General features: G+C 70.4%; 21 protein-coding genes and 1 tRNA gene. 6 read left to right on the plus strand and 16 right to left on the minus strand.

The annotated features are described in order from the left end of the window. The first annotated feature begins 152 nt into the window (after positions 1-152). The 4 genes from N8J89_RS37355 (at position 153) to N8J89_RS37370 (ending at position 4,731) form a co-directional block, all read left to right on the plus strand. Entirely contained in the window at positions 153-1,112 is a 960-nt protein-coding gene (locus N8J89_RS37355; protein WP_283661633.1) for an endonuclease/exonuclease/phosphatase family protein, read from the plus strand. A 112-nt stretch (positions 1,113-1,224) separates the two neighbouring features. After that, positions 1,225-2,253 (plus strand): Fic family protein, encoded by a 1,029-nt coding sequence (locus N8J89_RS37360; RefSeq protein ID WP_283661634.1) that lies wholly within the window; start codon positions 1,225-1,227, stop codon positions 2,251-2,253. 589 nt (positions 2,254-2,842) lie between these two features. Further along, positions 2,843-4,042: a sensor histidine kinase gene (locus N8J89_RS37365; RefSeq protein ID WP_283661635.1), complete on the plus strand. Its 1,200-nt coding sequence runs from the start codon at positions 2,843-2,845 to the stop codon at positions 4,040-4,042. Then, positions 4,039-4,731, plus strand: coding sequence for a response regulator (locus N8J89_RS37370; protein ID WP_252481215.1), 693 nt, complete (start codon positions 4,039-4,041; stop codon positions 4,729-4,731). Before N8J89_RS37365 ends, N8J89_RS37370 begins: the two co-directional genes overlap by 4 nt. A gap of 2 nt (positions 4,732-4,733) precedes the next feature. Here N8J89_RS37370 and N8J89_RS37375 read toward each other — a convergent pair whose 3' ends face one another. The 9 genes from N8J89_RS37375 to N8J89_RS37415 form a co-directional block, all read right to left on the minus strand. Beyond that, the gene (locus N8J89_RS37375; RefSeq protein ID WP_283661636.1) at positions 4,734-5,384 is read right to left on the minus strand and encodes a hypothetical protein; all 651 of its coding nucleotides are present in this window, start codon (positions 5,382-5,384) and stop codon (positions 4,734-4,736) included. 40 nt (positions 5,385-5,424) lie between these two features. Continuing rightward, positions 5,425-6,261 carry an oxygenase MpaB family protein gene (locus tag N8J89_RS37380; RefSeq protein ID WP_283661637.1) on the minus strand — a complete coding sequence of 279 codons (837 nt, stop codon included), beginning with the start codon at positions 6,259-6,261 and terminating at the stop codon, positions 5,425-5,427. Positions 6,262-6,317: 56 nt separating this feature from the next. Further along, complete coding sequence (locus tag N8J89_RS37385; protein WP_283661638.1) at positions 6,318-7,328, minus strand: sensor histidine kinase; 1,011 nt, start codon at positions 7,326-7,328, stop codon at positions 6,318-6,320. Further along, entirely contained in the window at positions 7,325-8,044 is a 720-nt protein-coding gene (locus N8J89_RS37390; protein ID WP_283661639.1) for a response regulator transcription factor, read from the minus strand. The genes N8J89_RS37385 and N8J89_RS37390 overlap by 4 nt, the downstream gene beginning before the upstream one ends. A gap of 196 nt (positions 8,045-8,240) precedes the next feature. Continuing rightward, a tRNA-Leu gene (locus tag N8J89_RS37395) sits at positions 8,241-8,317 on the minus strand. Positions 8,318-8,439: 122 nt separating this feature from the next. Beyond that, positions 8,440-9,633, minus strand: a complete 1,194-nt coding sequence (locus N8J89_RS37400) for an ATP-grasp domain-containing protein (RefSeq protein ID WP_283661640.1) — start codon at positions 9,631-9,633, stop codon at positions 8,440-8,442. Positions 9,634-9,938: 305 nt separating this feature from the next. After that, on the minus strand, positions 9,939-11,264 hold the full coding sequence (locus tag N8J89_RS37405; protein WP_283661641.1) for an NAD(P)/FAD-dependent oxidoreductase: 1,326 nt from the start codon (positions 11,262-11,264) through the stop codon (positions 9,939-9,941). A gap of 99 nt (positions 11,265-11,363) precedes the next feature. Continuing rightward, positions 11,364-11,540 carry a hypothetical protein gene (locus N8J89_RS37410; protein WP_283661642.1) on the minus strand — a complete coding sequence of 59 codons (177 nt, stop codon included), beginning with the start codon at positions 11,538-11,540 and terminating at the stop codon, positions 11,364-11,366. Between the two features lie 54 nt (positions 11,541-11,594). Then, positions 11,595-12,185: a hypothetical protein gene (locus N8J89_RS37415; RefSeq protein WP_283661643.1), complete on the minus strand. Its 591-nt coding sequence runs from the start codon at positions 12,183-12,185 to the stop codon at positions 11,595-11,597. Positions 12,186-12,228: 43 nt separating this feature from the next. Here N8J89_RS37415 and N8J89_RS37420 point away from each other — a divergent pair, with 43 nt between their 5' ends. Further along, positions 12,229-12,405, plus strand: coding sequence for a hypothetical protein (locus N8J89_RS37420; protein ID WP_283661644.1), 177 nt, complete (start codon positions 12,229-12,231; stop codon positions 12,403-12,405). On the opposite strand, the gene N8J89_RS37425 is transcribed toward N8J89_RS37420, so the two are convergent. Further along, positions 12,406-13,107: a uracil-DNA glycosylase gene (locus tag N8J89_RS37425; protein ID WP_283661645.1), complete on the minus strand. Its 702-nt coding sequence runs from the start codon at positions 13,105-13,107 to the stop codon at positions 12,406-12,408. It abuts the gene before it with no gap. A 48-nt stretch (positions 13,108-13,155) separates the two neighbouring features. Here N8J89_RS37425 and N8J89_RS37430 point away from each other — a divergent pair, with 48 nt between their 5' ends. Further along, on the plus strand, positions 13,156-14,634 hold the full coding sequence (locus N8J89_RS37430) for a S10 family peptidase (protein ID WP_283661646.1): 1,479 nt from the start codon (positions 13,156-13,158) through the stop codon (positions 14,632-14,634). Between the two features lie 55 nt (positions 14,635-14,689). Here the strand turns inward: N8J89_RS37430 and N8J89_RS37435 are convergent, their stop codons facing one another. The 6 genes from N8J89_RS37435 to N8J89_RS37460 form a co-directional block, all read right to left on the minus strand. Beyond that, positions 14,690-15,709, minus strand: a complete 1,020-nt coding sequence (locus tag N8J89_RS37435; protein ID WP_283661647.1) for an ABC transporter ATP-binding protein — start codon at positions 15,707-15,709, stop codon at positions 14,690-14,692. Beyond that, the gene (locus tag N8J89_RS37440; protein WP_283661648.1) at positions 15,702-16,736 is read right to left on the minus strand and encodes an ABC transporter ATP-binding protein; all 1,035 of its coding nucleotides are present in this window, start codon (positions 16,734-16,736) and stop codon (positions 15,702-15,704) included. Before N8J89_RS37440 ends, N8J89_RS37435 begins: the two co-directional genes overlap by 8 nt. A 13-nt stretch (positions 16,737-16,749) precedes the next feature. Further along, positions 16,750-17,706, minus strand: coding sequence for an ABC transporter permease (locus tag N8J89_RS37445; RefSeq protein WP_283661649.1), 957 nt, complete (start codon positions 17,704-17,706; stop codon positions 16,750-16,752). Beyond that, positions 17,699-18,625 carry an ABC transporter permease gene (locus N8J89_RS37450; RefSeq protein ID WP_283661650.1) on the minus strand — a complete coding sequence of 309 codons (927 nt, stop codon included), beginning with the start codon at positions 18,623-18,625 and terminating at the stop codon, positions 17,699-17,701. The genes N8J89_RS37445 and N8J89_RS37450 overlap by 8 nt, the downstream gene beginning before the upstream one ends. A 71-nt stretch (positions 18,626-18,696) precedes the next feature. Then, on the minus strand, positions 18,697-20,328 hold the full coding sequence (locus N8J89_RS37455) for a peptide ABC transporter substrate-binding protein (RefSeq protein WP_283661651.1): 1,632 nt from the start codon (positions 20,326-20,328) through the stop codon (positions 18,697-18,699). A gap of 246 nt (positions 20,329-20,574) precedes the next feature. Continuing rightward, a complete protein-coding gene (locus N8J89_RS37460) occupies positions 20,575-21,528 on the minus strand; it encodes a Ppx/GppA phosphatase family protein (protein ID WP_283661652.1) in 954 nt (317 codons plus the stop codon). Positions 21,529-21,531 lie beyond the last annotated feature (3 nt).

Consider the following 21,531-nt stretch of genomic DNA (forward strand, 5'->3'; position numbering starts at 1 on the left):
CATAGCGCGGATTCGAGCGGGTTCGAATGAGTTCCACTGGCGGCCGGGAGGCGCTTTGCTGGTCGTGGCCGGGGAATCCAGTTCTGGGGGACGGGATTCCCCGGCCACTGCGCGCCATCTCCCGTTCACCGGCCACCGCTAGCCTGCCCCGCATGCGGTGGTCCCGACTGGTCATGTCCGTACTGGCCCTCACCATCGGCCTGACCGGCCCTGCCGAGGCCGCCCCAGCCGATGTCCGGGTGCTGACCTGGAACATCTGGCGCGGCGGCCTCGGCGCGGGCGCGGACAACCTGCCCCGGCTGCTGGACCAGGTCGTGGCGACCCGCCCGGACGTGCTGCTCGCGGTGGAGACCTACGGCTCGGGCGAGAAGATCCGCCAGGCGCTGACCGACCGGGCGGGCAAGGGCCGCTACTCCGGCACCCAGATCACGCCGAGCAGCACCGGCGGCGACAACCTGTGGATCTTCACCCGCTACCCGGTGACCAGGACCTATCCGGCCCCGGCCGGTGGCAAGGTCAGCGCGTTCAACTTCGGCGGCGTCCAGGTCCGGCTGCCCGGCGGCAGGCACCTCAACCTGTTCGACACCTGGCTGCCCTACACCGACCCGTGGAACGGCTACCTGATCGACGAGAACGCCGCCGCCATCCGCGCGGGCCAGCCACCCCGGCACAGCCCGGCGGCGGTGGCCCAGGCGGAGACCGCGCAGACCACCTACCTGACCGAGATCATCACCCGCCACCTGCCCGATGGCCCCGCCGTCCTGGGCGGCGACTTCAACACCCCCGCGGCCAGTGACTGGACCGAGCGGTGGCAGGGCTGCCCGAACCACTTCGGCATGACCTACCCGCTGCGCACCACCGACCTGCTGGTCGAGGCGGGCTTCACCGACACCTTCCGCGCCGCCCACCCGGACGCCTGCGCCGCCGAGGGCCGCACCTGGAGCCCGCAGCCGACCGAGCGGATGATCACTCCACAGCGCATCGACCTGACCTTCGCCAGGGGCGCGACGGTGACCGGCAGCCAGGTGCTGGACACCCGGCTGCCCCGGCACGGGCCGGGGGTCTTCTACTCCGACCACGCGGCGCTGCTGAGCACGGTGCGGGTGCGCTGAGCGCGCTCGGTGAACTCTCGTCTCGCTCAGTGATACCGTCCGCCCTACTTGATTAGTTAATTTAGGTCTGGCCGGGGTGTATCAACTTCGCTGGCCGGGAGAGCGAGTCGCGGTGGCGAGCAGGGGACGGCCGAGCAGGGCCAGCGTCTACCAGCGGCTCGACCATGCCCTCGTTGAGCTGAACACCCGGTTCGGCGGCCTGCCCAGCCCCAAGGAAGCCCAGTCGATCTGGGACGACATCTGGCACCTGGAGGCGCACCACTCCACCGCGCTGGAGGGCAACACGCTGGTGCTGCGTGAGGTGCAGGCGCTGCTGGCGCAGGGCCGCGCGGTCGGCGCCAAGCCGCTCGGGGAGTACAACGAGGTGCGCGGCTACGCCGACGCCGCGCGCTGGGTCTACGGCCAGGCGCTGGAACCCGACGACTGGCACGACGGGCGGTTGCTGACCATCAGCGAGGTCCGCCGGGTGCACCACACCGCGATGACCCCAGTCTGGGACGTGGCCCCGCACCTGGAGGCGACCGACCGGGAAGGGCCGGGCTGCTTCCGCGAACACGACATCCAGCCCTTCGCCGACGGCATGACGCCGCCTGCTTGGCCGCTGGTGCCGGTCCGGATGCAGGAGTGGGTGGACGAGGTCTGCCTGACTGGCGGGCGCCTGCGCGGTGGCGAACCATCTGAGCGGCCGCTGGCGGAGGAACTGGCCCGGCTGCACAACGAGTTCGAGCGGGTGCACCCGTTCCTGGACGGCAACGGTCGCACCGGACGGCTGGTGCTCAACCTCATCCTGGTCCGGCTCGGCTATCCGCCGGTGGTCATCTTCAAGCGCCAGCGGGAGGCCTACCTCACCGCGCTGCAGCGCGCCGACTCCGGCGACTGCGGCGCGTTGGGCGAGCTGATCGCCAGGGCCATGTACGACAACCTCAACCGGTTCATCGTGCCCAACGTGGCCGGGCCCGCCCGGCTGGTGCCGCTGGCCGCGCTGGTGTCCGAGGAATTCACTCTGGCCGCGTTGCGGCAGGCGGCGCGGCGCGGGCGGCTGGACGCGGTGCAGGGACCCGACGGGGTCTGGCGCAGTTCGCGCAAGGCCGTGGCGGCGTATCAGGAAAACAAGCACCAGCACCGCCGTCCGGCGGGTTGACCGTCCACAACAGACAGCCGGGCGGCGCTGGTCAGTCCACAAAGGCCAGTTGACCGGACATCTCCGGGCCGTTCGGCGGCCATGCGGCCTAGTCCCCAGGTCGGACCCCGTGCGGGCGCTACCTCCCCGGCGGGTGCCCAGATCGCCACCGGTAGCGGAGGTGCGCGGGCGGGGTCGGGGTGGACAGTGACGGGGCAGACCTGGCGCGTGCCTGGGAGGGCGGTCGCGGTGTCGCATCCGCCTGTGCCGGACTCCGGCGCCTACTCCGTGGAGCAGTACCGCGCGTTGCCGGCCGGCACCCCGACCTCGCGGTGAACTCCCAGGTCAGCCGGGCGGTGCTGATCGAGTTCGCCCAGCGGGCGGGAGGAGGACACGGGTGGAGGCGGCGAAGCAGGAGGGGCTGGTGCGACGGGTGCGGACGCCGGTTGTGCGGCCGCTGACCACCTCTTCGACCACCCCGCCGTGGCAGCTGGACCCCCGCGACCCACAGAACCGGCAGAACCGGACCCCGTCCGCACCTGACCCCAGCGCGCACACCGGCGGTAGGTTGGGGGGTACTGCCCTGGTCGCGCAGTGGTTCGGAGCGCGCATGTCCACACCACTCGGCTGGCGTCCGCCGCGCCCGCTGCAAAACCTGAGTGCCCGCCAGGCGGACCTGCTGGTCGTCGTCCTCGTGCTGCTCGCAGTGGAACTGCCGCTGGCCTTCGGCATCAGCGGCGCCTCACCGTGGTGGGGCTACCTGGTCGCGGCGCTGACCGCGCTCCCGCTGCTGCTGCGCCGCCAGGCGCCGATGCTGACCATGCTCGCGGTCAGCGTGGCCGACCTGGTCTACATCGGGCTGGACCTGCCGGACGTGTGGAGCATCTACGGCCCGCTGGTCGGCGTCTACACCGTGGCCAGGCACAGCGAACCGCTGATCCGCCGGGTCACCCTGGCGCTGGCGCTGCTCGCGGTGGTGGTGCACAACATGCTCGACCCGATGGAGTTCCAGGAGTTCACCTTCCTGATCACCTGCACGGTCACCGCGTACCTGCTGGGCTGGGCGGTGCGCACCAACGCCGCCTACACCCTCGCGCTGGAGGAGCGCACGCACCGGCTGGAGCAGGAGCAGCAGCTGGAGGCCGAGCGGGCCACCAGCGCCGAACGCGCCCGGATCGCCCGCGACATGCACGACATCCTCTCCCACGCGGTCGCGCTGATCGTGGTGCAGGCCGAGTCGGGGCCGCTGGTGGTGCGCAACGACCCGGCCCGCGCCGAGGCCAGCTTCGACGCCATCGCCACCGCGGGGCGGGACGCGATGGCCCAGCTGCGCAGGCTGCTCGGCATGGTGCCCAGGGATCCGGCCGAGGTGGGCCGGGCCCCGCAGCCGACCATGGACGACGTGCCGCGCATGATCGAGACGGTCCGGGCCACCGGGCTGCGGGTGGAGCACTCCGTGCAGGGCACGCCCAGCCCGCTGCCGCCGGACACCGAGCTGGCGGTCTACCGGCTGATCCAGGAGGCGCTGACCAACACCGTGCGGCACGCCCGCGCCGGCCGGGCCGAGGTGCGGCTGAGCTGGTCACGGGCCGAGCTGGCGGTGCGGGTGCACGACGACGGGATCGGCGCGGACCTCACCGAGCAGCAGGGCCGCGCCGGGCGCGGGCTGGTCGGCATCCGGGAACGGGTTGGCGCCTGTGGCGGGATGGTGCGGATCGGGCCGCGGGATGGCGGCGGGTTCGCAGTGACGGCGGAAATCCCGTTGGCGCACAAGGACTTCCCGGTGAACCGGGTGGAGAGGCGGAGTTGAGCGTGGTGACCGAGCAGACCGTGGAGCCGATCCGCGTGGTGATCGCCGACGACCAGGAGCTGGTGCGCGCCGGGTTCCGGCTGATCCTGGACAGCCAGCCCGACATCGAGGTGGTGGCCGAGGCCGAGGACGGCGCGAACGCGGTGTTCGCCACCCGCATGCTGCGGCCGGAGGTGGTGCTGCTGGACATCCGGATGCCCACCATGGACGGCATCGAGGCGGCCAGGGTGATCTGCGCGGAGACCGACGCCAAGGTCGTCATGCTGACCACCTACGACCTGGACGAGTACCTCTACGACGCGCTGCACGCCGGGGTCAGCGGCTTCCTGCTCAAGGACGTGCGCAGGGACGACCTGGTGCACGCGGTGCGCGTGGTGGTCACCGGCGAGGCGATGCTGGCCCCGTCGATGACCCGCCGCCTGGTGCAGGACGTGGTCAGCCGCGCGCTGCGGCCCACCCCGGACAACCCGGACCCGCGCCTGGACACGCTGACCGCGCGCGAGGCGCAGACCCTGGAGCTGGTGGCCCGCGGGCTGTCCAACGCGGAGATCGCCAAGGCCATGGTGCTCTCCGAGCACACGGTGAAGACGCACGTCAGCAGCCTGCTGACCAAGCTGGACCTGCGGGACCGGGTGCAGGCGGTGGTCTTCGCCTACGAGTACGGCGTGGTGGGCGGCAGCCGGGCCTAGCGCTACCGGGAGGGCAGCAGGCGTTCCCTGATCCGCATCCGCAGCGCCTGCCAGAGCTGTCCCGGCACCGACGGCCGCCGCGCGGTGCACCGGGCCCGCGCGGGCACGTGCTCGCCGCGCAGCTCCCCGGCCACCTCGGCGACCACCCTCGGGTGCCCCAGCGGCACCGGTTCGGCGCCCCGGTCCAGCACCTTCACCCGGACGCCGTGCCCGGTGAGCACCTGCTCGATCGGCACGCTGCGCAGGTTGAGCAGCGCCTGGTCCAGCTGGGTCGCGCCGTGCTGGGCCGCTTCCTCGCCCGAGCACGGTTCCGGGTCGACCAGCAGCACCGAGCGGACCTGCTCGGGATGGTCGGTGGCCAGCAGCATGGCCGGTCCGGCGGCCTGCCCCTCGGCCAGCAGGTCGATGGTGCCGCCGCTGTCGGCCAGGCGCTCCAGCACGTCCCTGGCCCTGGGCATGGCGGCTTCGGCCGCGGGCAGGCGCAGCCAGGCGATGTGCGTGGAGCGGGCGAAGTCCCGCCAGGTCGCGGGCAGCTCCCCGTGCTTGCCCAGGCCTGCTGGATCAAGGACGAAGAGCACGTCGGCGCCTTCGGGTCCGTGTTCCACCAGGTCCGGGCCCGCGGCTCGGGTGACCTGTGGTTTTGGTGCGCTCATGGCCTGCCTTTCCGGGTGACCCCCGCGCGGGGGATACCCACTAGGCGGGCCGGTCACACACCGATGCGATCCGGGCCTGCGCCGCCCGGTAGTGCGGACCCTGTCGGAGTGAGCCGGGCAGTGCGAGCAGCACCAAGCGCAACGAGCGGGCCAGCGCGGTCGCGGTCAACTCGGTGCCGGGCAGGCCGGTGAGGCCGTAGGCGCGGCGGGCCCAGTCCGGCAGCAGCGAGTAGCTCAGCGCGGCCAGCGCGGCCCAGGCCGGACGGGCCGGGGTGAGCAGCCGCACCGGCGTCGGCATCGGCGGGAACAGCAGGAACCGGGCGGTGCGCCGGGCCGCCGCGGTGCTGCGGACCACCGGGCGCAGCCGGGCGAAGTAGTCGGCCAGCGCGTCCACCGAGTCCGGCACCATCGCCTCGGGCACGCCGACCAGCCGGGCCGCGCGGACCTGTTCGGCCAGGTAGGCGTCGGCCTGCGCCGGGGTGAGCCGCAGGCCGCTGCGCCGGGCGGTGTCCAGGAAGGAGTCCACCTCGCAGTTGTGCACCCACAGCAGCAGCTCAGGATCGGTGACCCGGTAGGGCTGCCCGGTCTCCGGCTCCACGCCGGTGAGCCCCCGGTGCGCCCGCCGGACCACCGCGCCGGCCTGCTTGGCCTGGCTGAGCGAGCCGTAGGTGACCGTGCCGACGTACTCGGCGGTGCGCAGCAGCCTGCCCCACGGGTCGGACTCGAACTTGGAGTGCTGTGCCACGCCCGCCATCGCCAACGGGTGCAGGGCCTGCAGGAACAGCGCCCGCAGGCCGCCGAGGAACAGCACCGGATCCGAGTGCACCCGCCAGGTGACCGAGTCCGGCCCGAAAAGTCCCGTCTCTTCCGCGCCCATCAGCTACCAGTGTCGCACCCCGATGACACGATCGAGTGAACCTGTTGGCCAGCCCTTCAGCGCGCCAGCGGCAGCAGGATCTCGAACCGGCAGCCCGGACCGTGGTTGCTGGCGCTGATCCGGCCGTGGTGGGCCTCAACCAGTCCCCGGGCTATGGCTAGGCCCAGACCGGCTCCGGCGGCCTGGCCGGGCTCAGGAGTCCGCGCCGCGCTGCCCCGGTAGGCCACGTCGAAAACCCGGGGCAGCTCGCCGTCCGGGATGCCGCCGCAGGCGTCGTCCACGGCCAGCCAGGCCTGCCCGTCCACCTCGCCCGCGGTCACCGCGACCACCCCGCCGCGGCCGGTGTGCCGGATGGCGTTGCTGAGCAGGTTGCGCAGCACCCGGCCCAGCTCCCGCGCGCTGCCGTGCACCACCGGCCAGTCGCTGGGCGCCTCCCGCAGGGTCACCCCTGCCCGCTGGGCCACCGCGGCCTGCGCCGCGACCTCCTCGCTGACCAGGTCGCGCAGCGGCAGCGCGGTCAGCTCCAGGTTCAGCGCGCCCGCGGTGATCCGGGACAGCTGGAACAGGTCCTCGACCATGCCGGAGACCCGTTCGGTCTCCCGGCCGATGCCCAGCAGGTAGCCGCGCACCTCGGCCGGCTCGGTGACCACGCCGTCGGTGAGCGCCTCGGTCATCGCGCGCATGCCGGCCAGCGGGGTGCGCAGGTCGTGGCTGATCCAGGCGACCAGCTCGCGCCGGGCCGCCTCGGCCGCGCGCTCCCTGGCCCGCGCCTCCCGTTCCCACACGCTGCGCCGGGCGATGGCCCGGCCGAAGAGCACCGCGGCCGGCACGGTGACCAGGCCGACCAGCACGCAGATCACCACGGTGGTGGTGAGCTGGCTGGTGAACATGAACCCGCTGACCGCGGTCACCCCGGCCAGGGTGGCCAGCAGCGGGGTGAGCACCGCGACCGTGATCGCCGCGGTGAGCGAGCGGTCCCGGCTCCAGTGCAGGAACACCGCGCCGAGCACGGCCACCGGCACGGAGAAGCTCAGCGCGTAGGTGCCGGCGTCGAGCAGCTCACTCATGCCGGGCTCGGGTCGTAGCGGTAGCCGACGCCCCACACGGTGGCGATGCGCACCGGGTTGGCCGGGTCGGGTTCGATCTTCTCCCGCAGCCTGCGCACGTGCACGGTGACCGTGGCCGCGTCGCCGAAGTCCCAGCCCCACACCAGTTCCAGCAGCCTGGCCCTGGTGTAGACCTCGCCGGAATGACTGAGGAAGAAGGCCAGCAGGTCGAACTCGCGGGTGGTCAGCGCCAGCTCGGCGGTGCCCCTGGTGGCGCGGCGGGCCACCGGGTCCAGGCGCAGGTCGCCGTCGGCGAGCTGGTCCAGCCGGGGCGGCGGCGCGGGCAGCCGCAGCCGCCGCAGCACCGAGTTGACCCGCAGCACCAGCTCGCGCGGGCTGAACGGCTTGGTCACGTAGTCGTCCGCGCCGAGCTGGAGCCCGGCCACCCGGTCCTCCTCCTCGCCGAGCGCGGTGAGCATGACCACCGGCACCGCGCTGTGCCTGCGCAGCCTGCGGCAGACCTCGAGCCCGTCGATGCCGGGCAGCATCAGGTCCAGCACCACCAGGTCGGCCGCGGCCTGCTCGAACAGGGCCAGCGCCTGCTCGCCGTCCCCGGCCAGCCGGACCTGGTGCCCGGCGCCCTCCAGGTAGCGGCGGACCACGTCGCGCACGGTGAGGTCGTCGTCCACGACCAGCACCCGTCCGCGCACCTCGGCCTGCCCCGGCTTGGCTTCCACCCGGCCAGCGTAGGACGGCGGGAAGACCCCGATCCGGCGACAACCATGACGGTTCTCTTTCGGATGACCGGGTGACCACTCCGGCCGATGATCGACTACTAATGGTAATGGTTATCAGCAAAGTCGAAAGCGGCGCCGTTCGCCCGGGTGTCAGCCGAAGGGAATCCCGCTGACCTGGGCGGACGACGCCGCTGATTGGTGCCCCCGGACGGATTCGAACCGTCACTCGGACCCTTTTAAGGGGCCTGCCTCTACCGATTGGGCTACGGGGGCAGCGGGCAGCCTAAGCCGTGAAAGGTCGCTTTCGGGTCTCAATCACGACAACTCGCCCGTGCGGCCGAACACATCTGGACCGACCGGCCGCAGGAAAGCCCAGCTCGGGAGGCCCGTGCGGGCTACAGACCGGCACGGGCGTCGAGTAGCTCTGCGAAGCGGCCCGCCACCCAGTCGTGCACCGCGTCGGAGACCTCGGTGCTGCCGGCGCGGTGTTCGAACCAGCGCCAGTCGCAGCTCACGTTGATCTCCAGGAAGACGTGTTCGCCGTCGGCCATCAGCAGGTCGAACGCGGCGACCTGGACGTTCCAGTGCCTGGCCAGCGCGAGCAGCTTGGGGGCCAGCTCCTCGGGCATGTCGACCCTGGTCACCTTGACCGCGTCCGGGTCGACCCACAGCTGCGCCGGGTCCAGCTTCTCCACCCGGTAGCTGATCAGCTTGTCGTTGACCACGAAGACCCGCAGCTCACCCTCGGCGTTGAGGAACTGCTGCACGATCACCGGCGCGGACTCGGGGCTGTCACTGGCCCTGCTGGTGTCCAGCGGCCGGGGGAACAGCCCGTGCAGCGCGCCGGGGCGCGGCTCCAGCAGGTGCTGGCCGGCGGTCTTGACGATGCAGCGGCCGCCGCCGGGCCTGGTGCGGCCGGGCTGGGTGGTGACCGCGGTGCGCGGCACCCGCAGCCCGAAGGCGGTGGCGTCGGAGAGCTGGGTGAGCCGGTCCAGCTGACAGGTGGCCCGCGTCGGGTTGACGTGCTCCCAGTCGGTGCGCTGGGCCAGCCAGTTGATCACCGAGCGCCACTGGTCGGCGGCGTAGGCCCCGCTGATGGTGCGCTGGTCCACCGGCACCGCGGAGATGTCGAAGTGCCTGCGCCAGACCAGGATCGGCCGCAGCAGCCGCAGGTCCAGCTCGACCAGCGGGGCGTCGGTGTAGATGGTCAGCGGCAGGTTCAGGCAGCGGTCGGCGTCGATGCGCACCATCCGGATGCCGCGCTCGGCCAGCGCCAGGGAGAGCTCGTTCATCTCCATGTCCGCGGCGCGGGCCAGCACCAGCACGCAGGGCAGCGGGTCGCCGCCGTCCTCTTCCACCAGGCCCATCTCGTGCACGCGTTCCTGGAAGTCCAGGCAGGTGCTGGGCGAGCGGTAGTAGTAGTCCTGCCCCTGCAACAGCAGCGGGGTCGTCCTGGACGGACTGGCCGGAGTCGGGACGGCGGCAGGCGCCACCTCGGTGGGCGTCGACTCGGGGTCGATCACCTCGGTGGCGGCAGGAGGACCCGGTGGCCTGGGTCCGGCTTCCTGCCCCCGTCCGGCGGCGGTCACGTGTCAGTCGTCCTTCTTGCGGAAGACCTTCCGCGCCTTGGCGTACTCCGCGGCGTAGTCGGCGAGCGCGCTGTCCTTGGCCTTCCCCTCGCGTACCAGGGCGGCCAGCTCCTCGATCGACATGGCGGTCACCTCTCTTCGGTGTGATGCTTCACACGTTCAGGTGCGGCACCGGGCGTAGTCTCAAGTTCCAACTCACAGAATGTCAAGACAACCTCAAGTTACATTCCGTACGCCGTGGTGTCGAGGAACTCCAGATGGAGTAACCCATACGCCCGAAGTATGGAATTTTCACCCTAGGTAGCTCAACTCGCTGTGGCGCGGGCGAACTCGGCCTTGGGGTCGTTGATCTGACCGAGTGACACCACCTCGCGCCGGAAGAGTAGCGCAAGGGTCCAGTCGATCAGGACCCGGAACTTCCGGTTGAAGGTGGGCATCCGGCTCACGTGGTAGGTGCGGTGCATGAACCACGCCGGGAAGCCCTTGAGCTTGATCCCGTAGACGTCCGCGACGCCCTTGTAGAGGCCCAGGCTGGCCACCGAACCGGCGTACTTGTGCCGGTAGGGCTTGAGCTGCTTGCCGCGCATCGAGGCCAGGATGTTGCCGGCCAGGTGCACGGCCTGCCGCACCGCGTGCTGCGCCGAGGGGCTGCAGGTGGCGGTGGGGTCCTCCTCGGTGCGGGACAGGTCGGGCACGGCCGCGTTGTCCCCGGCGGCCCAGGCGTCCGGCATGCCCTCGATCTGCAGGTTGGCCGTGCAGCGCACCCGGCCGCGGGCGTCCCGCGGCAGGTCGGTCTGCTCCAGCACCGGGTTGGCCTTGACGCCCGCGGTCCACACGATGGTCTCGGCGTCGAGCTCGGTGCCGTCGCTGAGCACCACGTGACCGTCCACCATGGACTCGACCCTGGTGTCGAGGTAGCACTTGATGCCGCGCTCCTCCAGGGTCTCCACGGTGTAGACGCCCATCTTCGGGCTGACCTCGGGCATCACCCGCCCAGCCGCCTCGACCAGGACCCAGTTCATGTCCTCGGGCTTGACGTTCTTGTAGTAGCGGGTGGCGTAGCGGGCCATGTCCTCCAGCTCGGCCAGCGCCTCGATGCCCGCGTAGCCGCCGCCGATGACCACGAAGGTCAGCAGCTTGCGGCGCAGCTCGGGGTCGTCGCTGGTGGAGGCCAGGTCCATCCGGGAGAGCACGTGGTTGCGCAGGTAGATCGCCTCGCCCACGGTCTTGAACGCGATGCCGCGCTCAGCCAGACCGGGGATCGGGAGGGTGCGGGCGACCGAGCCGAGGGCGACCACGAGCACGTCGTAGTCCACGGACTCCAGGTCGCCGGTCGGCGAGGCGACGATGGCTCGCTTGTCGGCGTGGTTGATCTCGGTCACGCGCCCGGTGAGCACGTGACAGCGTTTCAGGACCCGGCGCAGCGGCACGACGACGTGCCTGGGCTCGATGGAGCCCGCGGCGGCCTCGGGGAGGAAGGGCTGGTAGGTCATGTGCGGCTGCGGATCGACGACCGTCACGGACGCCTCGCTCGCGCGCAGCTTGGCCTGCAGCTTCAGTGCGGTGTACATACCGACATAGCCCCCACCGACGACCAGGATCCGGGTCGGTTGCGACTTCACAGCAGCCATACCTGAATCGTCGCACCCACGGGGTATGGCCGCTTACCAGAACCAGCGCGTTCTGCGCCACAGTGCGGCGTTTCGCGCCGTGTTCTCCGCCACGCGCGGTCACTCCCGCGCCCCGGCGCTCGCGGTCACCTCGATCTCGATGCGCGGCGCGGGGAAGGAGTGCACCCGCACCCTGACGTCCTTCTCGGCCGCCACCGCCCGCGCCAGCAACACCGGCACGAACACGGTCAACCAGCCCAGCAGGAGGAACGCGAACAACAGCACGGTCCACGACATGAGACGTCCTCGGCCCGCCTGGGTCACCAACGCCCCCTGCGCGTGCCACCCACGTTACCGAGCGCGCCGGCCGCGCGCATCACCCGCGCGGCCGCAGTTCTGCCAGCACCGCCTCGACCTCCGCCGGAACCACGCGTCCAAGTCGGCCAGCCCCGCCGCGAGGTCCACCGGCGGCAGCCGCACCGCGTGCCCGACCCAGCCCCGCAGCTCGGCCAGGCCGCGGTAGGCCCAGCGCACCTCCCAGCCCGGCCAGGTGCGCGCCGGCACCGCGAACACAGCCGCCCGCACCGGCAGCTCGCGCAGGTGCCAGAAGAAGAACAGGACCACCCGCCGCCGGAGGTCCAGCAGCAGCCCGCCCTCACCCCAGCGCTGGTCCAGCCACTCCTGCGCCGGCCGCTGGGCGCGGACCAGGCGCACCGCGTGCCCGGGGCCGGGCAGCAGGTCGGTCTCCAGGGTGTTCGCCGCCCAGTGCGAGTGAGCGCAGGCTCCGGCTGCCGTCGGCCTCGACCAGCACGAGGTTGGCGCGGTGTCCCATGGCGGGCAGCCTGCCACGCGCCGGTGCGCGGGGAGGGTGCCCGGCTTGGCGGCGGAGGCATACCGATCAGCCTGGCAGGTGGGTAGGCTGGTGGCGTTCCAGTCGTTCATTCGGCCGCGCGGAGGGGGTACGGCCGAACGAGAGGACGGGAACATGCTCAGTTCGTTAGAGGTGGTCCCGGTCCTGGTGATCGTGACCGCGGTGGTGACCGGCCTGTGCCGGTTGATCGCACTCGGCATCGCCCTGCGTGGCGCGGACCCGGCCGACCGGCCCGCGATCATCCGGGCGCTGGCCGACTTCTTCCGCGCGCTGCCCCGGCGGCGGCGGTGATCATCCCAGGCCGGCCAGCGCTTTCGCCCGGTTCAGCACCTCCTGGAGCATCGCCGGGGTCAGCCTGCCGGTGTAGGTGTTGTGCGGGGACACGTGGTAGCAGCCCAGCAGGTGCAGCACCCGGCCGTCCGCCGCCGTCAGGTCCACCCGCGTGCCGTGGCCGAACTTCGGGCGTGGCCTGGGAACCTGCCAGCCCGCCGCGGCCAGCACCGGCAGCAGGGCCTGCCATCCGAAGCCGCCCAGGACCACCACGGCGCGCAGACTCGGGTGCAGCAGGCGCAGCTCCTGGGCGAGCCAGGGGCGGCAGTTGTCGCGTTCGGCCGGGGTCGGCTTGTTGTCCGGGGGCGCGCAGCGGACCGGGGCCATCATCCGGACGCCGTGCAGGCGCAGGCCGTCCTCGCGGGAGACCGAGGTCGGCTGGGAGGCCAGGCCGACGGCGTGCAGGGCGGCGTAGAGGAAGTCGCCGGAGGGGTCGCCGGTGAACATCCGGCCGGTGCGGTTGCCGCCGTGCGCGGCGGGGGCCAGGCCGACCAGGCCGATGGCGGCATCCGGCGGGCCGAAGCCGGGGACCGGGCGGGCCCAGTAGGTCTCGGCGCGGAAGGCGGCGCGTTTGACCGTGGCCACCTCCTCCCGCCAGGCGACCAGGCGGGGACAGCGGCGGCAGTGGGTGACGGCCTCGTCCAGGGCGGTCAGCGGGTGCACCGGGGCTCCTGAGGGTTTCATCTGGGGCTGGCCGTCTAGTGTGCGCACATGGCAGTCACGGACACGCCGTCGGACGGCGAGTCGGCACGGGAGACCGCGGAGCCGGTCGACGATCTGGTCACCACCCGCCACGAGCTCCTCGCCGACGGGCGGACCCTCTCCTACACGGCCACCGCCGGCCGGATCGTGCTCCGCGAGGAGGTGCACACCGACGGGAAGTTCACCGGGCACACGGCCAAGGCCGAGGTGTTCGTGATCGCCTACACCCTCGACGGCGCGGATCCGGCGACCCGGCCGGTCACCTTCGCCTTCAACGGCGGGCCCGGCTCCTCCAGCGTCTGGCTGCACCTGGGACTGCTGGGGCCCAGGCGGGTGCTCACCGGCGACGCGGGCGCGCTGCTGCCGCCGCCCTACCGGCTGGCCGACAACGCGGAAACCCTGCTGGCGCACAGCGACCTGGTCTTCATCGACCCGGTGTCCACCGGCTACTCGCGGGCCGCGCGCGGGGAGAAGCCCGGCGACTACCACGGCTACACCGGCGACCTGGAGTCCGTCGGCGAGCTGATCCGGCTGTGGACCTCGCGCAACGGCCGCTGGGGCTCGCCGAAGTTCCTGGCCGGGGAGTCCTACGGCACGCTGCGCGCGGCAGGCCTGGCCCAGCACCTGCAGGCCAGGCACGGCATGTACCTCAACGGGCTGATGCTGATCTCCGCGGTGCTGGACATGGGCACCATCCGGTTCACCGAGGACAACGACGTCCCGTACCCGTTGTTCCTGCCCACCTACGCGGCCATCGCGCACCACCACGGCAAGCACGGCGACCGCCCGCTGGCCGAGGTGCTCGCCGAGGCCGAGGCCTACGCCGCCCGCGACTACCCGTGGGCGCTGGCCCGCGGCAACCGGCTCACCGCGCAGGAGCGAGCCGAGGCGGTGGCCACGCTGGCCCGGCTGACCGGGCTGAGCGAGGACTACGTGGACCGGGTGCGGCTGCGGATCGAGCACCTGCGCTTCTTCGCCGAGCTGCTGCGGAGCGAGCGCAAGGTGACCGGGCGGCTGGACGGCCGCTTCACCGGGCACGACCCGGACGCCGGTGGCGAGCACTTCGCCGAGGACCCGTCCTACTCGGCCATCCTCGGCCCGTACGCCGCCGCGCTCAACCAGTACGTGCGCGCCGAGCTGGGCTACGCCAACGACCTGCCGTACGAGATCCTCACCGGCAACGTGCATCCCTGGTCCTACAAGGAGTTCGAGGGCGCGCACGTGAACGTGGCCGGGCGGCTGGCCGAGGCCATGCGGGCCAACGGGCACCTCAAGGTGCACGTGGCCTGCGGCTACCACGACGGGGCCACGCCCTACTTCGCCTCCGAGCACGTGCTGGCGCACCTGGCCATCCCGGCCGAGCTGACCGCCAACATCGAGCTCCGCTACTACCCGGCGGGCCACATGATGTACGTGCACGAGCCGAGCAGGCTCCAGCAGTCGGCCGACCTGGCCCGGTTCATCCGCGAGTCGGCGGCGCAGAGCTGAAGAACAGTGGCGGGGCCCGGAAAACCGAGCCCCGCCACTGTCTACAACGGACGAATCACACCACCACGTGCGGCTTCTCCTCCGCGAAGTGGCAGGCGCTCGGGTGCGCCGCGCCCGGCTCGGGCAGCCGGATCTCCAGCAGCGGCGTCTCCTCGGCGCAGATGTCCTGCGCCTTCCAGCAGCGGGTGCGGAACCGGCAGCCCGAAGGCGGGTTCACCGGGCTGGGCACGTCGCCGGTGAGGCGGATGACCTCACGGCGGCCGCGCAGCGACGGGTCCGGCACCGGCACCGCGGACAGCAGCGCCTGGGTGTACGGGTGCGTCGGGTGCTCGTAGATCTGCTCCTCGGTGCCCAGCTCGACCATCTTGCCCAGGTACATCACGCCGACCCGGTCGGAGAGGTGCCGCACCACGGACAGGTCGTGCGCGATGAACACGTAGGAGAGCCCGAACTCCGTCTGCAGGTCACCCAGCAGGTTCATCACCTGCGCCTGGATGGAGACGTCCAGCGCGGACACCGGCTCGTCGCAGATGATCACCTCGGGGCGCAGGGCGAGCGCGCGGGCGATGCCGATGCGCTGCCGCTGGCCGCCGGAGAACTGGTGCGGGTACCGGTGGATGTGCTCGGGGTTGAGCCCGACCACGTCCAGCAGGTCCTGCACCTTCTTCCGGCGATCGCCCTTGGGGGCGACCTCGGGGTGGATCTCGAACGGCTCGCCGACGATGTCGCCGACCGTCATCCTCGGGTTCAGCGAGGTGTACGGGTCCTGCAGCACGATCTGGATGTTCCGCCGCAGCTTGCGCAGCTCGGAGCCCTGCATCTTGAAGATGTCCCGGCCGTTGAACAGCGCGCTGCCACCGGTCGGCTTCTCCAGCCGCATCAGCACCTGGGCCAGCGTGGACTTGCCGCAGCCCGACTCACCCACGATGCCCAGCGTCTCGCCGCGCTTGAGCTGGAAGGAGACCCCGTCCACCGCCTTGACGTGGCCGATGGTCTTCTTGAACAGGATGCCCTGGGTGACCGGGAAGTGCTTGACCAGCTCCTTGACCTCAAGGACGTAGTCCGTCTCAGCCACCGCTGACCACCTCCTCCGCGAAGTGGCAGGCGCTGACCCGGCCGAGGCCGAGCGGCACCTGCGCGGGGACCGACTGCGAACAGATGTCCTGCGCCCGCGGGCAGCGCGGGTGGAACGGGCAGCCAGGCGGCACCCGCATCAGGTTCGGCGGCAGTCCCTTGATGGTGTTGAGCGCGGTGCCCTTCTGGTCCAGCCTGGGCAGCGAGTTCAGCAGGGCCAGCGTGTACGGGTGCCCCGGCTGCTTGTACAGCGCGGAGGCGTCCGCCTTCTCCACGATCCGGCCCGCGTACATGACCGCGATCCGGTCCGCGACCTCGGCGACCACGCCCAGGTCGTGGGTGATCAGGATCATGCCCATGTTCCGCTCGCGCTGGATCTCGTGCAGCAGGTCCATGATCTGGGCCTGCACGGTGACGTCCAGCGCGGTGGTCGGCTCGTCCGCGATCAGCACCTCGGGGTCCAGCGCCAGCGACATCGCGATCATCGCGCGCTGCCGCATACCGCCGGAGAACTCGTGCGGGTACTGCTTGACCCGGCCCTGGGGGTTGGGGATCTTGACCAGGTCGAGCAGCTCGATCGCGCGCTTGCGCGCGTCCTTCTTGCTCATCCCGTTGCGGACCCGGAGCTGCTCCTCGATCTGGAACCCGACGGTGAACACCGGGTTCAGCGCGGAGAGCGCGTCCTGGAAGATCATCGCGATCCCGCTGCCCCTGACCTCGCGACGGCGTTCGTCGCTGGCCGTGAGCAGGTCCTCGCCGTGGAAGCGGATGGAGCCCTGGGAGATGTGGCCGGGCGGGATGTCCAGGATGCCCATGATGGTCTGGGCGGTGACGGACTTGCCGGAACCGGACTCACCGAGCACCGCGAGGGTCTCACCGGCGTGCAGCTGGTAGCTGACGCCGTTGAGGACCTTGGCGACGCCGTCCCTGGTGCGGAACTCCACGTGCAGGTCCTCGACCACCAGCAGGGGTTCGCCGTCGGCGCTGCCGCCGGCGATCGGGTCCACAGTGGACTCGTTCTGCGACACTGTGAACTGCCTCCTAACGAAGCTTGGGGTCGAGTGCTTCCCGGACCGCGTCGCCGAGCATGACGAACGCGAGCACGGTGATCACCAGGAATCCGGCGGGGAAGTACAGCAGGTGCGGCGCGATGCGGATGTAGTCGCGCGCGTCCGCGATCATCACGCCCCAGGACACCGCGGGCGCCCGCAGGCCGAGGCCGAGGAACGACAGGGTCGCCTCGGCGCCGATGAACGCGCCCAGCGCGATCGTCCCGTAGACCAGGACGGGCGCCAGGCAGTTCGGCAGCAGGTGCTTGATGATGATCCGGCTGTTGCTCGCGCCGAGGGCGCGCGCGGCCTTCACGAAGTCCTGCTGCTTCACCGTGATCGCGGCCGATCGCATGATCCGCATGGCCACCGGCCAGGACAGCAGCGCGATGGAGAACACCACCAGGCTGACGATGGTGAACGCGTCGGCCGAGACGCCGGAGAGGAACGCGGACAGGATCACGATCGCGCCCAGCACGAACGGCAGGCCGAAGAAGATGTCCGCGATCCGGGACAGGATCGCGTCCACCCAGCCGCCGAAGAAGCCGCTGAGCAGGCCCATGGTGCCACCGATGAGCACGGTGGCCAGGGTGGACATCACGCCGACCAGGATCGACCACCTGGTGCCGTAGACCACCCGGGCGAAGATGTCCTTGCCCTGGGTGTCGTAGCCGAACCAGGCTTCGGCCGACGGCGCGACGCGGGAGCGCTGCAGGTCGCCGACGTCCGGGTCCACCGAGGTGAACAGCCAGGGGAAGGCGGCGACGATCAGCAGGAACAGGATCACCGCGCCCGAGATGACGAACATGGGCCTGCGGCGCAGGTCCTGCCACGCGTCGGACCAGAGACTGCGGGGCTTGTCCTGTGTGGTGGAAGCGTGCTCGGCGTCCGAGACCATCTGGTGGGCCTCGATGGTGGAGCCGGCAGCGGCAGCAGACGGGTCAGTCATAACGGATCCTCGGGTCGAGCACGGCGTAGAGCAGGTCGACGAACAGGTTCACGATCAAGAAGACGATCACCAGCAGGACGACCACACCGGTCACGGTGATGCCTTCCTTCTGGAGAATCGACTCGTAGACCAGACCGCCGATCCCGCGGATGCCGAAGATGCCTTCGGTGACAATGGCCCCGCCCATCAGCGAGCCGAGGTCGGTGCCGAGGAAGGTGATCACCGGAATCACCGAGTTGCGGAGCAGGTGCACCCCGACCACCCGGCTCTGCGGCAGGCCCTTGGCCACCGCGGTCCGGACGTAGTCGGCGCGCTTGTTCTCCGCGATCGAGGTGCGGGTCAACCGGGTCACGTACGCCATCGACAAGCTGCCGAGCACGAAGCCCGGCACCAGTAGTTCGGCGAAGGTCGGATCCTCTGACACCACGGTCGGGATGATCTCCAGCTGGAAGCCCAGCACCTGCTGCAGCACGAAGCCGGTGACGAAGGTGGGCAGGGAGATCAGGAACAGGGTGGAGACCAGGACCAGGTTGTCCAGGAAACCGCGGCCGCGCAGGCCGGTCAGCACACCGGCGATGACGCCGATGACGGCCTCGATCAGCACCGCGACCAGCGCGAGCTTGACCGAGACGGGGTAGCGCAGCGCGATCAGCTCACCGACCGAGGTGCCGGAGAAGGTCTCCCCGAAGTCACCCTGGAACAGGCCGCCGAGGTACTTGAAGTACTGGACGACGATGTTGTCGTTGAGGTTGAACTTCTCCGTCATCTGCGCGATGAAGGCATCCGGACAACGGCGATCGCCGCACATGGCGGCGAACGGGTCACCGGGCAGGGCCCAGACCAACGCGTAGATGAGGAAGGTCGTCCCGAGGAAGACCGGGATCAGTTGAAGCAGGCGCCGAATCACATAGCGGCCCATGAACGAGAACTCCTCTACCGCGATCGGGGCTGGCCCACGACATTGTGGACCAGCCCCGTTCTAGCTAGTGATCAGGCAACCTCGACGGACGAGAGGTCGAGTTCGCGGTAGGCGTTCATCTGCACGTTCTTCAGCTTGGTGGACCAGCCGAACTGCGAGGTGGTGTTCCACAGCGGGATGGCCGGCATGTCCTGGGCGATCAGCTTCTCCGCCTCGTGGTAGAGCTTGTAGCTCTCCGCCTCGGTCGGCGCGCGGTCGGCCTCGGCCAGCTTGGCGTCCACCGCCGGGCTGGAGTAGCCACCGTCGTTGGAGGAGCCACCGGTGCGGTACAGCGGGTTCAGGAAGCTCTCCACCGACGGGTAGTCGGCGATCCAGCCACCGCGGTAGACCTGGGTCATCTCGTGCGCGTTGATCTTCTTCCGGATCTCACCGAAGGTGGCGACCGGGGCGAAGGTGCACTCCAGGTTCAGCGCGGACTTGATCTGGCCACAGGCCGCCTCGATCCACTCCTTGTGCCCGCCGTCGGCGTTGGAGGTGATCTCCAGCTTGCCCTTGAAGCCGCTCTTGTCGAACAGCTCCTTGGCCTTGGCCGGGTTGTGCTCGCACAGCTCGCCGCAGGCGCCCGGCTGCCAGCCGGTGGTGCCGTCGACCGCGTAGCCGCTGGTGGGCTTCCGGTTGCCCTCGAAGATCTTCTCGGTGATCTCCTTGCGGTTGATCGCCATGGAGATCGCCTGGCGGAAGTCCTTGTTCTGGTACTTCGGGTCGTACAGCGGGAAGTTCAGGATCTGGATGATCAGACCCGCCTGGGACTTGGACCGGTCCTTCAGGTCCGTCTTCCACAGGTTCCCGGCCAGGCCCGAGGGCGGGATGGTGTCGAGGAAGTCGAGCTGGTTGCCCTTGACCGCCGCGTAGGCCGCCTCGGTGCCGGTGTAGATGGCGACCTTGACCTTCTTGATCTTCGGCTTGTCGTCGCCCTTGTAGTCCTCGAAGCGCTCAAGCTTGATGTCCTGCTTGGGCGTGCGGGAGATGAACTTCCAGGGGCCGTTGCCGATCGGGGCGGCCTCGTAGCCCTTCTGGTCGGTGAAGAACTTGTCCGGCAGCGGCATGTAGGCCGAGTAGCCGAGCTTGACCTTGAAGATCACGTGCGGCTCGGTGAAGTCCACGGTGAAGGTGGTGTCGTCGACGACCTTGAGGCCGGACATCTCCTTGGCCTTGGGCTCAGGAGCCTTCTGCGGACCGTCGGCGCCGTCCGGGTCCACGGTGTTGACGTCGCGGAAGCCCTTGATCTGCTCGAAGAAGCTGGCCGACTGCTGCCCGTTGGGCGAGTAGGCGGTGTAGTTCCAGGCCTTGACGAAGTTCTCGGCCTTGACGGGGGTGCCGTCGTGGAACTTCCAGCCCTGCTTGAGCTTGATCGTGTACTGGTCGGGCTTGGTCAGCTCGATGGACTCCGCCATCGCGTTCTTGACCTCGAAGGTGTTGGTGTACGTCACCAAGCCGGTGAAGATCGACTGAACCACCTTGCCACCACCGGTCTCGGTGGTGTTGCCCGGCACGAGCGGGTTCTCCGGCTCCGTGCCGAAGATGCTGACCTCAGTGGTCTCGTTGCTGTTGCCCGACGAGCTGCCGCCGCCGCCACAAGCCGTCAAGACCAACGACGCCGCGACCGGCACCGCGATCAAGGACAGCGCGCGTCCCTTCCGCATGAACGTCCTCCCACCTACACGGCGCGCCGCACGAGAACGTTCGTGAGCGCCACCCGAACGGCCGCGGGAACCCTTCCCGAACCGTGAGAGGGACCGTAATCGGCTCAGCCCAACGAACTACACCTGGGGGCGGTCACAAAGCGGTCACGATCGTCAATTTTGTCAACTGAATAACAAGTTACAACTACGGAAAGTAACCGGAATCTTCACGGAAAGATGTCCGTCAATCGATTGACGGACTGTCCCTCAAACGACCGACAACGCGATGCCGTCGAGAATGTCGTGCTCACTGACGACCAGCTCGGTGATTCCAGCCCGTTCGCGCAGTTCTTCGGCGATCTTGGCGACCACTAACGCACCGCCACCGATGACGTCCACCCGGCCCGGGTGCATCACCGGGAGGGCGGCCCGCTCCTCCCGCGAAAGGGTGAGCAGGAGTTCGATGGTCTCGTGCAGCTCGCCCATCTGGAGTCTTGACAGGTGGATGGCCTCCGAGTCGTAGCTCGGCAGGCCCTTGGCGATGCCGGAGAGGGTGGTCACCGTGCCCGCCAGACCGATCCAGGTGCGGGCGGAGCTGACGTCCACCGCGGCGAAGGCCTCGGCCAGCGCGGCGCCGATCACCCGCTCGGCCTCGGCGCGCTGGTCAGGGGTGGGCGGGTCGTCCGGCAGGCAGCGCTCGGTCAGCCGCACGCAGCCGATGTCCACCGAACGGGCCGAGGTGACCTTGGCCCGGACGCCGTCCCACTCGCCCAGCACGATCTCGGTGGAGCCGCCGCCGAGGTCGACCACCACGAAGGGGCCTTCCTCGGGCTCCAGATCGCCCACAGCGCCGGTGAAGGACAGGGCCGCCTCTTCATCCCCGGTGATGACCTCGGCGTCCACACCGAGCGTCTCACGGACCATCGCGAAGAAGTCCTCGCGGTTCGCCGCGTCCCGGGTCGCGGAAGTGGCCACCATGCGCACCCGCTCCACGCCCTTGCGGCGCAGGACGGCGGTGTAGTCGGCGAGCGCGATCCTGGTCCGCTCCAGGGCTTCCGGCGCGAGCACACCGGTGGCGTCCACGCCCTGGCCGAGCCGCACGATGCGCATCTCCCGGTGCACGTCGCGCAGCCAGCGGCTGCCGTCCTCGCGCTCGGAGACGTCGGCCACCAGCAGCCGGATCGAGTTCGTCCCGCAGTCGATCGCACCAACCCGCGGCATAGC

This window comes from Crossiella sp. CA-258035 (assembly GCF_030064675.1).
Taxonomy (GTDB): Bacteria; Actinomycetota; Actinomycetes; order Mycobacteriales; family Pseudonocardiaceae; genus Crossiella.